This is a genomic window from Bradyrhizobium sp. (assembly GCF_050014615.1).
In the GTDB taxonomy this organism is placed as follows: Bacteria; Pseudomonadota; Alphaproteobacteria; order Rhizobiales; family Xanthobacteraceae; genus Bradyrhizobium.
The window spans coordinates 16774-29390 of sequence record NZ_JBEKCZ010000044.1 but is presented as its reverse complement, the minus strand read 5'-3'; the positions used below and the strand labels follow the sequence as shown (position 1 = coordinate 29390).

The 12617-nt window shown below is 63.5% G+C and carries 13 protein-coding genes; 7 read left to right on the top strand and 6 right to left on the bottom strand.

Annotated elements, in window-relative coordinates; genetic code table 11:
• Positions 1–117: 117 nt before the first annotated feature.
• Complete coding sequence (locus ABR948_RS09920) at positions 118–1404, bottom strand: coiled-coil domain-containing protein (protein WP_428116545.1); 1287 nt, start codon at positions 1402–1404, stop codon at positions 118–120.
• A 188-nt stretch (positions 1405–1592) separates the two neighbouring features.
• Positions 1593–2198, bottom strand: coding sequence for a DUF1134 domain-containing protein (locus tag ABR948_RS09915; RefSeq protein ID WP_428116543.1), 606 nt, complete (start codon positions 2196–2198; stop codon positions 1593–1595).
• A 111-nt stretch (positions 2199–2309) separates the two neighbouring features.
• On the opposite strand from ABR948_RS09915, the gene ABR948_RS09910 reads away from it, so the two are divergent.
• Positions 2310–2879: a YHS domain-containing (seleno)protein gene (locus tag ABR948_RS09910; RefSeq protein WP_428116541.1), complete on the top strand. Its 570-nt coding sequence runs from the start codon at positions 2310–2312 to the stop codon at positions 2877–2879.
• 9 nt (positions 2880–2888) lie between these two features.
• Here ABR948_RS09910 and ABR948_RS09905 read toward each other — a convergent pair whose 3' ends face one another.
• Positions 2889–3806, bottom strand: a complete 918-nt coding sequence (locus tag ABR948_RS09905) for a 3'(2'),5'-bisphosphate nucleotidase CysQ family protein (protein WP_428116539.1) — start codon at positions 3804–3806, stop codon at positions 2889–2891.
• A gap of 167 nt (positions 3807–3973) precedes the next feature.
• Here ABR948_RS09905 and chpT point away from each other — a divergent pair, with 167 nt between their 5' ends.
• From chpT to ABR948_RS09875, 6 genes are all read left to right on the top strand, one after another.
• The gene (gene chpT, locus ABR948_RS09900) at positions 3974–4636 is read left to right on the top strand and encodes a histidine phosphotransferase ChpT (protein WP_428116536.1); all 663 of its coding nucleotides are present in this window, start codon (positions 3974–3976) and stop codon (positions 4634–4636) included.
• Between the two features lie 235 nt (positions 4637–4871).
• A complete protein-coding gene (locus ABR948_RS09895; protein ID WP_428116533.1) occupies positions 4872–7619 on the top strand; it encodes a hybrid sensor histidine kinase/response regulator in 2748 nt (915 codons plus the stop codon).
• Positions 7620–7630: 11 nt separating this feature from the next.
• Positions 7631–8101, top strand: coding sequence for a chemotaxis protein CheW (locus ABR948_RS09890; RefSeq protein ID WP_428116530.1), 471 nt, complete (start codon positions 7631–7633; stop codon positions 8099–8101).
• A 69-nt stretch (positions 8102–8170) separates the two neighbouring features.
• On the top strand, positions 8171–8536 hold the full coding sequence (locus ABR948_RS09885; RefSeq protein ID WP_072820222.1) for a response regulator: 366 nt from the start codon (positions 8171–8173) through the stop codon (positions 8534–8536).
• A 78-nt stretch (positions 8537–8614) separates the two neighbouring features.
• Positions 8615–9766, top strand: coding sequence for a protein-glutamate methylesterase/protein-glutamine glutaminase (locus ABR948_RS09880; RefSeq protein ID WP_428116528.1), 1152 nt, complete (start codon positions 8615–8617; stop codon positions 9764–9766).
• Positions 9763–10644 carry a CheR family methyltransferase gene (locus ABR948_RS09875; RefSeq protein ID WP_428116526.1) on the top strand — a complete coding sequence of 294 codons (882 nt, stop codon included), beginning with the start codon at positions 9763–9765 and terminating at the stop codon, positions 10642–10644. The genes ABR948_RS09880 and ABR948_RS09875 overlap by 4 nt, the downstream gene beginning before the upstream one ends.
• A 39-nt stretch (positions 10645–10683) precedes the next feature.
• Here ABR948_RS09875 and ABR948_RS09870 read toward each other — a convergent pair whose 3' ends face one another.
• From ABR948_RS09870 to ABR948_RS09860, 3 genes are all read right to left on the bottom strand, one after another.
• Positions 10684–11841 (bottom strand): glutathionylspermidine synthase family protein, encoded by a 1158-nt coding sequence (locus tag ABR948_RS09870; protein ID WP_428116523.1) that lies wholly within the window; start codon positions 11839–11841, stop codon positions 10684–10686.
• Between the two features lie 9 nt (positions 11842–11850).
• On the bottom strand, positions 11851–12078 hold the full coding sequence (locus tag ABR948_RS09865; protein ID WP_428116520.1) for a hypothetical protein: 228 nt from the start codon (positions 12076–12078) through the stop codon (positions 11851–11853).
• A gap of 132 nt (positions 12079–12210) precedes the next feature.
• The gene (locus ABR948_RS09860) at positions 12211–12615 is read right to left on the bottom strand and encodes a hypothetical protein (RefSeq protein ID WP_428116517.1); all 405 of its coding nucleotides are present in this window, start codon (positions 12613–12615) and stop codon (positions 12211–12213) included.
• Positions 12616–12617: the final 2 nt, after the last annotated feature.

The window sequence follows — 12617 nt, the reverse complement described above, 5'->3', positions numbered from 1 at the left end:
CTTTGCTTCTACATCAAGTGTCGTAGCCCGATCAGCCGCACTGTCGGTCCCCGGATTTCGCTTCGCTGATCAGGGCTATCAGGTCAGAATCCGGGGCCGAATCCGCGCAAAAAGCAATCACCCCGGCTGCTGCTGGCGGGCGCGGGAGGCGTGCGACTGCAGCGCCCGGATCCGGTCGGCCAGGGTGCCGCCGCCTTCGGGAATGCCGCCGGCGGGGGCCGGGGCGCCATTTGGCGGCCGCGTCACCTTGGTGGTTGGCGCCGGTTCCGCCGCCAGCAGGGACTCGATCGGTGAGTTCGGCCCTTCGAGCTGCATCGCGAGCTTTGCCACCTCGGCGGCGATGTCGTTGATGCGTTCGCGCAGCAGCGCATTTTCCATGCGCTCGGTGGCCCAGGAGCTTTCGGCCTGCTGCTGGATCGCGTTGATGTCGCGCTGCAGCTTGCCGCGCTCGTCGCGCGCGACGCGCAGCTGTTCTTCCACCGCGGCCTTCTCGGTCCGCAACTTGTCCAGCGCCGGCGACTTGCCGCCGTTCATCGCGGTGATCTCGTCGCGCAATTCCCTGGCGGTGCGCTCGGCGGTTTCATTCAACTGGCGCAGCTGATTGTTTTCATAGTCGCGCTCGGCCAACAGCTTGCCCTGGGTGGCGAGGCGCGTTTCAAGATCGTTGACGCGGTTGCCGAGCATCTCGGCTTCCTTGACCTGGATGATCAGCTGGCGATCCAGATCGGTGACGCGCTGGCTCAAATTCTCGACCCGGCTGCGGGCCTCCGTCAGCTCGCGCGTCGCGGTGTCGGATTCGCCGCGCTGTTGCTCGAGCCGCGCCTGGGTGGTGACGAATTCCTTTTCGGCATCGTCGACGCGGCCCTTCAGCGCATCGATCTGGGCGCGCACCGCCACCAGTTCGACCTGGCGGCTTTCCGCCATCAGCGAACGGTCGGACAGCTCATGGTTGATTTTCGCCAGCTCGTTTTGCTTGTTGTTCAGCGCCTGCTCGGCCTGGCGCAGCGCTTCGGTCTTGGCGGTGAATTCCTCCTCGGTGGCGCGCAGCTGTTCCTTCACCGCCTTCTCGCGGGCTTCCAGCGAAAAGATGGTGGCGTTCTTTTCGCCAAGCTCGAGCTTCATGCGATTGATGGCGTCGGATTTCTTGCCGAGTTCGGCGAGCTGGCTGGTGGTCTTGTTCTTGAGCTGGTCGACGCTCATCTCCAGCCGCCGCGCCGACATCGCGAACTCCGCGCGCAGCTGATCCTTGTCGGCCTGGATTTCCGCCATCGACAGCGGCGTCGCCGCCTCGAGGCGCCGGGTCGTCAGCCGCACCGCGCGGTTATGCACCAGCGGCACGATCATCAGCCCGAACAGCATCGAGACCAGAAAACCGATCGCCAGATACATGATCGGTTCGACCATGGAACGCCACTCCCCACTGGAAAAAGTCTTAATTACAATGGCATGGCGGACAGGGTAAACGCCAGCCTAATGCCGCGTTAACGTTACGGTAACCAGCGGTGCTCGCGTTCGGAAAGAAGTCCTCTGCCCTGCCGGTTGGCGCGCGTGCCGCCGGTAAAATCGGCGGCGGCTTTACCGGAGCCGCGAGGTCAGAACGGGTTCCAGGTCGCGCGCGGGGTATATTTGAGGTAGCCGATATTGGCGCCAAGCCGCAGGCCCAAACCGGAGCGGATCGGCACCAGCACGATGCTGTTGGCGGTCAGCGCGGTCATTCCGAAGCCGCCGATAATATAGGCGGAGCCGTCGATGCCGGCAAAGCGCTGGTAGATCGCGCCGGTCGCCGGCAGGTTGTACACCAGCGTCATGGTGCGCGCGCCATCCCCACCCCAGTCGAAGCCGACCGACGGTCCCTGCCAGAACACCCGCAGGTCGCCGGCATTCTTGGTGTAGAGCGTGCCTTCGCCGTAGCGCAGTCCGGCGACAAAGGCGCCCGAGCCTTCCTCGCCGAGAATATAGCCGTTCGGCAGGCCCCATTGGCTGACCGCGCGCTCGATCACCGAGGCGAGGCCGCGCGATACGTTGCCGAAGAACCGGTGCCCGGCGCTGGTCAGCTCGTCCGGCCCGTAAGTATTCGGGCTGGGCTGGCGCTGCGGCGGCGGCAGTTCCGGCGCCGCCTGCTGCTGGGCAGAAGCGGGCACGGACCAGCACATCATCGCGGCGAGCGTCACCGCTGCAAGGCGAGAGGCGAAAATCATGAAAAAACCCCTGGGTATTGAAATCCCGGCCGCAGTCTTAACCTGACGCTGACAAGCATGGCTCAAGGTTGCGCCCAGTGTCCCCCGACTCGGATGTTATCGGCATCAACTATGACGGCACAACGGCAGGAAAGAAACGGCAGTCGGCTCGAAATCCGCTTTCGCCCCGGAATAGCCTTGATCCCGTTGCTGGCGGCTCTGTTCTCGATAAGTGTCTTCTGGATAGGTCTTGGCTGGATAGGTCTCGGCGTGCCTGGCCTTCGGCAGTTTGCGGCCCAGGCCGCGACCACCGAGCGCGTCGTGGTCAACCGTTTCAGCGGTCTGGCCATCGAGGGGTATGATCCGGTCGCGTATTTCGCCGACGCCCGTCCTGTGGTCGGCCTGCCGGAGTTCGAGGCGTCGCAGGCCGGGGCGGTCTGGCGCTTCCATAACGAGGGCAACCGCGCTTCCTTTGTCGCCCACCCGGACATTTACGCTCCCCAGTTCGGAGGCTACGACCCGATCGATCTGGCGCGCGGCATCACCATTGCCGGCAATCCCCGGTTCTGGCTGGTCTCGGGCCAGCGGCTTTATCTGTTCGGGCGCGAGGAAAACCGCGATGCCTTTGCCGCCGGTCCGGAACATGTCTTGCGGGAGGCATCCGAACGCTGGCCGGCGCTGGAGCTGGAACTGGCCCAGTAGAGTGAGCCATCATCGCACCGCCGAAGGATCGCCCCAGGCGATAAACTCCGGCACGATGAAATCATCCCGCCCTTTGCCGAATTGCAAGCCTTGGCCGAATTTCAGGTCGGCCCCGTGCGCATCCGTGATGCGGCCGCCGGCCGCGGTGACGATGGCGTGGCCGGCCGCGATGTCCCATTCGCAGGTGGGCGCAAGGCGCGGATAGATGTCGGCAGCGCCTTCCGCCACCCGGCCGAATTTGACCGCCGAACCCAGCATCTGCCTGACGGCGCCGGGCCTGCCGTCGATAAAGGCTTCGGTTCTGGCGTCGCCATGCGAGCGGCTGACCGCCACGATCCAGGGGGCGCCGGGCTGTGGGAGGGGACGGGTGTGGATCGGCTTGGCCCCAAGATCCTTGGCCCCAAGATCCTTGGCCCCAAGATCCTTGGCCCCAAGATCCTTGGCCCCAAGATCGGCACCAGCCCGATCGCCGATCGCCAGCCGTTCAGCGCCCCGGCCGACCAGGCCCCGCCATATCAGTCCGAGCGCGGGGGCGCCGATAATGCCCAATAGCGGCACCCCGTTGCTCACCAGCGCGAGATTGACCGTGAATTCGCCGCGGCCGGCGACAAATTCCTTGGTGCCGTCAAGCGGGTCGATCAGAAAGAAACTGCCGTCGTAAGGCGGCTTGGCCAGATCGACGCGCTCCTCGGATATGGCCGGGATCGCTGGAACAAGCCGGGCCAGGCCCTCGCCAATGATGCGGTCGGCGGCGAGATCGGCCTCCGTCACCGGCGATCCGTCGGCTTTGCCGTCGATTCTCATGGCCCCGCGATTGACGGCCAGAATGGCCGCCCCGGCCCGGACCACGAGCTCGGTCAGGGGCTCGATGAGCGCGGCCGCGGTATCGCGATCGATCAGCGGAACTGGCGAACGTGCCTCATTCATGGGGGGACCTTAACCTGTCTCTATCTCTATGTTTATGCACGCAGGCCGCAAACCGGCCCGCATTCGCGCTGCCTTGTGTTGGCAGCACGCGCGTCCGCAGTGTATCAAGCCTGCAAGCATGCGTGATTCGCCATGTCCGCGCTTTGGCGGATTTCCAGGAACATCTTATGTCTGGTACCTCGTCTCCAAGTTCTGCTCCAGCTTCGCCCGCTCCCGATGCCCTCGAACTCGCGGCGCTGCTGTGCTCGCGGGTTTGCCACGATCTCATCAGTCCGGTGGGCGCCATCGTGAACGGGCTGGAGGTCCTCGACGACAATCCCAAGCCGGAAGATCGCGAATTTGCCCTCGATTTGATCCGCAAGAGCGCCAAGACCGCCTCGGCCCGGTTGCAGTTCTGCCGTCTGGCGTTTGGGGCGGCCGGCTCGTCGGGTGCGCAGATCGACCTCGGCGACGCGCAGGCGATGGCACGGGGTCATCTGGAGGACGGCAAGACCACGATCACATGGAATCTGCCGCGCGTGCTGTTGCCGAAAAACCGGGTCAAGCTGCTTCTGAACATGATGGTGATCGCCCAGCAGACGATCCCGCGTGGCGGGGTGCTTACGGTCGACCCGGTCGGCGAAGGTGACGGGGCGGGCTTTCGTGTCGCGGCCTCCGGGCTCAACGCCCGCATGCCGCAGAACATCGCCGATCTCCTGAGTTCGGGCCAGGTCTCGATCGTCGATGCGCATGCGGTGCAGCCCTATTACACGCGGCTTCTGGCACAGGCCAGCGGACTGAGCGTGGTGCTTGCACCCGAGGGCGATGCGATCGTGGTGACCGCTTCCTGAGCGGGCGTTTGCTTGCGGCAAGCGGGCTTCCACCGGACCGGGAAAAGCGCCGCGACGGAAACATGGTTAACCAGAAGTTTACCAAACGCCCCGGGTTCAACAGCGGCATGTTATCTCTTTGTTGAACCCGTTCTTTTCCAAATACTCAACCAATATTAAACGCTTTGCATAGAAGCTGGCCAAACTCTGAATGGCGTGTCGACGTCGCGCGCCGATGGGTTCGAAGGCCTTTCTCATGGATGATCTGTTACGAGAATTTTTGACCGAGACCAGCGAAAGCCTGGATACCGTTGATAATCAGTTGGTTCGGTTCGAGCAGGATCCGAACAACGCCAAGATTTTAGATAATATTTTCCGCCTGGTTCATACCATCAAGGGCACCTGCGGCTTCCTGGGCTTGCCGCGGCTCGAAGCGCTGGCCCATGCCGGCGAAACCCTGATGGGTAAATTCCGCGATGGTATGCCGGTCACGGCCGAAGCGGTGACGCTGATCCTGAGCAGCATCGACCGGATTAAGGAAATTCTCGGCGGGCTCGAGGCCACCGAGGCCGAGCCCCAAGGCACCGATCAGGACCTGATCGTGCAGCTTCATCAGCTGGCCGAGCGCAGTATGGAGGCGATGTCTGCGCCGGTCGCGGCCGCGCCGGAGGTGCCTGTTGTGCCAGCCCCTCCGGTCCAGCCTGCGAAAGTGCAGGGCACGCTGACGCCCCAAGTGCTGGAGCGCGAATTGCGTCCTGGCGAAGTGTCGCTGGACGATCTGGAGCGCGCATTCCGCGAGACCGCGACGGAGGTGATCCCGGCCCACATTGCCGAGGTTGCGGCATCGTCGGCGCCCGAACCGGAGCCTGAACCTGAACCGCGCGTAGCGTCACCCAAGGGGCCAAAGGCCGTGGCGAAGAAAACAGTTGTCGAAGTGGAAGCCACTTCCGAGGGCGATCGCGTCGCCAACCAGTCGATCCGCGTCAATGTGGACACGCTGGAACACCTGATGACGATGGTGTCGGAACTGGTTCTGACCCGCAACCAGCTTCTGGAGATCTCCAGGCGCAACGAGGATACCGAGTTCAAGGTACCGCTGCAGCGGCTGTCCAACGTCACCGCCGAGCTGCAGGAAGGCGTCATGAAGACGCGGATGCAGCCGATCGGCAATGCCTGGCAGAAGCTGCCGAGAATCGTGCGCGATCTGTCCAGCGAATTGCACAAGCAGATCGAACTGGAGATGCACGGCGCCGACACCGAACTCGATCGGCAAGTGCTCGACCTGATCAAGGATCCGCTGACCCACATGGTGCGCAACTCGGCCGATCACGGGCTGGAGACGCCGGCCGAGCGCGCCGCCGCGGGCAAGCCCGAGCAGGGCACCATTCGTCTGTCCGCCTACCATGAAGGCGGCCATATCATCATCTGCATCGCCGACAACGGCCGCGGTCTCAACACCGAGCGGATCAAGGCCAAGGCGGTCTCCAACGGTCTCGTCAGCGAGACCGAACTGGAGAAGATGACGGAAGCGCAGATCCACAAGTTCATCTTCGCGCCGGGCTTCTCGACCGCTGCCGCTATCACCAGCGTGTCCGGCCGTGGCGTCGGCATGGACGTGGTGCGGACCAATATCGACCAGATCGGCGGCACCATCGACATCAAGTCGGTGGCCGGCGAGGGTTCCTCTGTCACCATCAAGATCCCGTTGACGCTCGCCATCGTCTCGGCGCTGATCGTGGAAGCCGGCGGCGACCGCTTCGCGATCCCGCAGCTGGCGGTGGTCGAACTGGTGCGGGCACGCGCCAATTCCGAGCACCGAATCGAGCGGATCAAGGACACCGCGGTATTGCGTCTGCGTAACAAGCTGTTGCCGCTGATGCACCTGAAGAAACTGCTCAAGATCGACGACGGCTCCTCTTCCGATCCGGAAAACGGCTTCATCGTCGTGACGCAGGTCGGCAGTCAGACCTTCGGTATCGTGGTCGACGGCGTGTTCCACACCGAGGAAATCGTGGTCAAGCCGATGTCGACCAAGCTGCGTCACATCGACATGTTCTCCGGCAACACCATTCTGGGCGACGGCGCGGTGATCATGATCATCGATCCCAACGGCATTGCCAAAGCGCTCGGCGCCTCCGGCGGTGCTTCCCACGAAATCGCCGACGAGAACGCCGCGTCGCGTGCCAACGCGGCCGAACAGCTGACCTCGCTGCTGGTGTTCCGTGCCGGCTCGGCCCAGCCCAAGGCGGTGCCGCTGGGCCTCGTGACCCGGCTGGAAGAACTCGCCACCGACAAGATCGAACTCTCCAACGGCCGCTATATGGTGCAATACCGCGATCAGCTGATGCCGCTGGTGCAGATGAACGGCGTTAGCGTCCAGACTTCGGGCTCGCAGCCGATCCTGGTATTCGCCGACGACGGCCGCTCGATGGGTCTGGTGGTCGACGAGATCATCGACATCGTCGAGGAACGGCTCCACATCGAGGTCGGTGGTCAGGGCGAGGGCATTCTCGGCTCCGCGGTGATCAAGGGACAGGCCACCGAGGTGATCGACGTCGGCCACTTCCTGCCGATGGCGTTCTCCGACTGGTTCACCCGCAAGGAGATGCGTCCCTCGCTATCCGCGCAATCGGTGCTGCTGGTCGACGACAGCGCGTTCTTCCGCAACATGCTGGCACCGGTGCTGAAGGCGGCGGGTTATCGGGTGCGGGTCGCGCCCAATGCGCAGGAGGGCCTGGTGGCGCTGCGTTCGGGCCAGGTGTTCGACGTGGTGCTGACCGACATCGAAATGCCCGACATGAACGGGTTCGAATTCGCCGAGACGATCCGGGCCGACGCACATCTGAGCACGATGCCGATCATCGCACTGTCCTCGCTGGTATCGCCGGCGGCGATCGAGCGCGGGCGGCAGGCCGGCTTCCACGATTACGTCGCCAAATTCGATCGCCCCGGTCTGATCGCGGCGCTGAAGGAGCAGACCGCCGAGCTCAACCGGGCGGCATGAGGGAAGCCAGTATGACCAACAAGACCGAAACCAACGAAGGCGCCGTTGCCGAATATGTCACCGCCTTGATCGGCGGACAGCTGTTCGGCTTGCCGATCTCGCGCGTGCAGGACGTGTTCATGCCGGAGCGGCTGACCCGGGTGCCGCTGTCATCGGCTGAGATCGCGGGCGTGCTCAATCTGCGCGGTCGCATCGTCACCGTTGTCGACATGCGCGCCCGTCTCGGCCTGCCGAAGAACGACGACGGCAAACCGCCGATGGCGGTGGGCGTCGACCTGCGCGGCGAATCCTATGGCCTCCTGATCGACCAGATCGGCGAAGTGCTCAAGCTTCCCGACGACGGCCGGGAGGAAAACCCCGTCAACCTCGATCCGCGCATGGCCAAACTGGCCGGCGGCGTGCATCGCCTCGACGGTCAGTTGATGGTCGTCCTCGACGTCGACCGTGTTCTCGAAATCGTGCCGGACCTGCTGGCGGCGTAGCCGGCGGCAGACAAAGCGTAAAGCAAGTGCACTGGAAACGTCCCCTCGGGATGAGAAGCAGAGGCTGAAATGAAAACATGTCTAGTCGTTGATGACTCAAGCGTCATTCGAAAAGTCGCAAGGCGCATCCTGGAAGGCCTGGATTTCCAGATCGTCGAAGCCGAGGACGGCGAGAAAGCGCTTGAAGTGTGCAAGCGCGGATTGCCCGAGGCAATTCTGCTCGACTGGAATATGCCGGTGATGGACGGCTACGAATTCCTCGGCAATCTCCGCCGCATGCCCGGCGGTGACCAGCCCAAGGTGGTGTTTTGTACTACCGAAAACGATGTCGCGCACATCGCGCGCGCGCTTCATGCCGGTGCCAACGAATACATCATGAAGCCGTTCGACAAGGATATCGTGACCGCCAAGTTCCAGGAAGTCGGTCTTATTTGATTTGACAATTTGATCCGGCGGCTCAGTGGCCCTCGGCGTTATCGTTCGAAGTATCGCTTGAGCCTTGCTGGGTGAGTAATGAGTGTTGCGTTGACAAGTTCCGTGACCCCGAATGCGACGCAGCAGGAGCTGCGGGTGATGGTGGTCGACGATTCCGTCGTCATCAGAGGGATGATCTCCCGCTGGGTCTCTTCCGAACCCGATATGGTTGTCGCGGCATCGCTGCGTACCGGCCTTGACGCTGTCAACCAGATCGAGCGCATCAATCCCGATGTTGCCGTGCTCGATATCGAAATGCCGGAACTCGACGGCATTTCCGCGCTGCCGTTGCTGCTGGCCAAGAAACGCAACCTCATCATCATCATGGCGTCGACCCTGACCCGCCGCAACGCGGAGATCAGCTTCAAGGCGCTCTCGCTCGGCGCATCGGACTACATTCCGAAGCCGGAAAGCACCCGCGAACCCGCAGCCGCCGAAACCTTCCGCCACGATCTCATTCAGAAAATTCGCCATCTCGGCGCCAAGGTCCGCCGTACGGCTCCAGCTTCCTTGGCCCCGTCGCTGGCGCCGGCCCGCGAGCCGTTGGCCCGGCCGGCGGCGCCGGTTGCCACTCCGCCGTTGCTGCGCCGCGCGTTCAGCGCGCAGGCGCCGCGCGTGCTTCTGATCGGATCATCGACCGGCGGTCCGCAGGCGCTGATGTCGCTGGTCGGCGAGATCGGCGCGGTGATCGACCGTTTTCCCGTGCTCATCACCCAGCATATGCCGCCCACCTTCACGACGATTCTGGCCGAGCATCTGGCGCGCTCAAGCCATCGGCCGGCGCGTGAAGCCGTCGACGGCGAGATTGTCAAGGCTGGCAATATCTATCTCGCGCCGGGCGGCCGCCATATGCGCGTCGTACGTCACGGCGCGGACGCCGCGATCGCGCTCGATGACGGGCCGCCGGTCAATTTCTGCAAGCCCGCCGTCGATCCGCTGTTCGCTTCGGCGGTCGATGTTTGGCAGGGCGGCGTTCTGGCTGTGGTGCTGACCGGCATGGGCTCGGACGGCATGCGCGGCGGCAAGGATATTGTTGCGGCCGGCGGCAGCGTGATCGCCCAGGATGAAGCTTCGAGTGTGGTCTGGGGAATGCCGGGCGCGGCCGCGAATGCGGGTATTTGTGCGGCCATTCTGCCGCTCAATCAGATTGCGCCAAAACTGGTTCGATTGTTTTCAGGAGATCGCTCGTGACACCCATGGATTATGAATTCCTGCGCAAGCTTCTGAAAGAGCGCTCTGGTCTCGATCTGTCACCCGACAAGCAATATCTGGTCGAGAGCAGATTGATTCCGCTGGCCCGCAAGGTCGGCCTCCCGGGAATCACCGAACTGGTCCAGAAAATGAAGTCCGGACCGGACGCGCTGACGGCCGAAGTGGTCGAGGCGATGACCACCAATGAGACCTTCTTCTTCCGCGACAAGGTTCCGTTCGATCATCTGCGCGACACCATGCTGCCGGCGCTGCTGCAGGCGCGTGCCAGCCGCCGTTCGCTGCGGATCTGGTGCGCGGCTTCGTCGACCGGGCAGGAGCCTTATTCGATTGCGATGTGCCTGAAGGAACTCGGCTCGGCGCTGGCCGGATGGCGGGTCGAAATTATCGGCACCGATCTGTCGCAAGCGGTGCTGGAGAAATCCAGAGCCGGTATCTTCAGCCAGTTCGAGGTCCAGCGCGGGTTGCCCATTCAATTGCTGGTCAAGTATTTCACCCAGATCGGAGAGCTGTGGCAGCTCAACGCCGATATCCGCGCCATGGTGCAGTATCGTCAACTGAACCTGTTGCACGACTTTTCGCAACTTGGAACGTTCGACGTGATCTTCTGCCGGAACGTGCTGATCTATTTCGATCAGGATACCAAGGCCGGCATCTTCGAGCGCCTTGCAAGGATGGTCGAACCCGATGGCTTCCTGGTGCTGGGCGCTGCCGAATCCGTGGTCGGGATTTCCGACGCCTTCAAGCCGTATCCGGAACGGCGCGGGCTTTACCGCCCGAACGGCACCCGGACGGCGCGGCCCGGTGCCGCGGCAGGCATGCCGCAGGCCTTGCGGGCGGTTGCATCGGTAGCGCGCTGAACGCGACGTCTCGGTGGCGCCGGTAGCCGCTTTCCCGGTCTACAGGATCGCGTGCGGCAGGAATCGCGAGGTATTTCCGGTGATCGGATTCTCGTCCTCGCGGATCGACAGCCCGCATGGCGCGTGGTCGATCAGCCAGCTGCCGAGCACCGGATATTGACCGGAAAAATTCGGCAGCGGCGCCAGGGCCTGACGGATAAAACCCTCGGCGCCATACGGCCCCTGTTGTTCCGCCACCGTCTCGCCCGCGCGGATCAGCGCGATGTTGGCTCCTTCGCGGGAATATAGCGGCTTGCGTACGAAGGTAGTGCCCAGCATGGCGGCGTTCGGGTCGTCCTCGAAAAAAGCCGGCAACAAATTGGGGTGACCGGGAAACATCTCCCACAGCAGGGGCAGCATGCCCTTGTTGGAGAGGATGGCCTTCCACGGCGGTTCGATCCAGCGCGTCGACGCGCTCGCAAGCTGCGCGCCAAAGGCGTCGTGAAACATCCATTCCCAGGGATAGAGTTTGAACGCCAGTTCGATCGGGCGGTTGTCGAGATCGACGAAACCGCCGTCGTTACGCCATCCGATAGCTTCGATATCGAGCAGGGTGGTCGCAAGACCGGCCTGTCGCGCGGTGTCCTCGAGATAGGCGAGCGTGCCCGCATCTTCGGCGTTTCCGGTCGATCCGGCGAGATGAAGGTGAACTCCGTTGCCGATTTTCTTCCATGCGTCGATCAGGCGTTCATGCAGCGAATTGAACTGGTCGGCATCGGCGGGAAGGATGTGCCGCTCGACCGCCTGTTCGAGCCAGGTCCATTGAAACACCGCCGCCTCGAAAATCGACGTCGGCGTATCCGCGTTATACTCCAGAAGTTTCGCCGGACCGCGCCCGTCGAAACTGAGATCGAGCCGGCCATAGAGGCTGGCTTCGCCGCGACGCCAGCTTTCGCGGATCAGCGGCCAGAACGCTTCCGGTATCTTCAGGCGGCGCAAGCAGCGTTCGTCGTCGATCGCGCGGCCGACGAGTTCGAGGCACATCGCATCGATCTCGCCTGACGGGGCCTCGATCTGATGTTCGATCTCATCGAGCGTGAAGGCGTAGCATGCGCGTTCGTCCCAATAGCGCTCGCCGTCAATGGTGTGAAAATCGAATCCGCACGCCTGCGCGGTAGCACGCCAGTCGTCGCGTTCACGGCAGGCAAGGCGCTGCACGGGACGGCGCTAGCCGCCGCCATGCACATGGCCGTGCCCATGGAATCGGCCCGGCCCACCGCCGAAGCCGCCATAGGCCACGCCCCGGCATGTGGCGATGAGGCGCCCATCCGGGCCGCGCGTCACTTCACGAAGCAAGCCGGGGCCGCAATCGCGCCGCCGCACAAAACCCATCGATACCGCGCCGATCGCTGCAGTACCCATCATGGTCAGGACGACGCGGCGCGAGCGTTTCATGGTGCAGCCTCGGGGTAGAATTTCAAATGGCGGGTTGAATCTATCGTTCGTAACTTAGGCCTGTGTGCCGGCGCAAGGCAAGCGGACGGCCAATGCGTCACGGCACCCTGCGGCGCGCGCTGTGGTTCACTGTCAACCGCCACTGGAAAAATGTGCCGCGAACGCGCGCGCAAACGAACCGAACCCGCCGCGCGTCACACCCGACTCGGAAGCTGTGCCCGGCGATGAAGAGCTCGGCGAGGAATCGCCGCCAAAGAAACTGCTGCGGCGCGACCAGTATCCGCCGTGACCGCCGCCAGAGGAATATCCGCGCGAGGAACAGTCGGTGCTGGTTTGCGGCAATGATGGCGCCGCCATTCCCGGCGATTTCGGTTCGCAGTTGCCGCGCGGCGTCAGCGCATAGGCGCCCCCGCCAATGGCGAAGGTGCCCATCAGCAGCAGGGCTACATGGCGCGAGCGTTTCACCGGCGGCGTGGTCTGGACCGCAGGCGTAACCGGCTTGCGCTTGCCGAACTCCGTGGTCGGGGGCGCGGCCATGC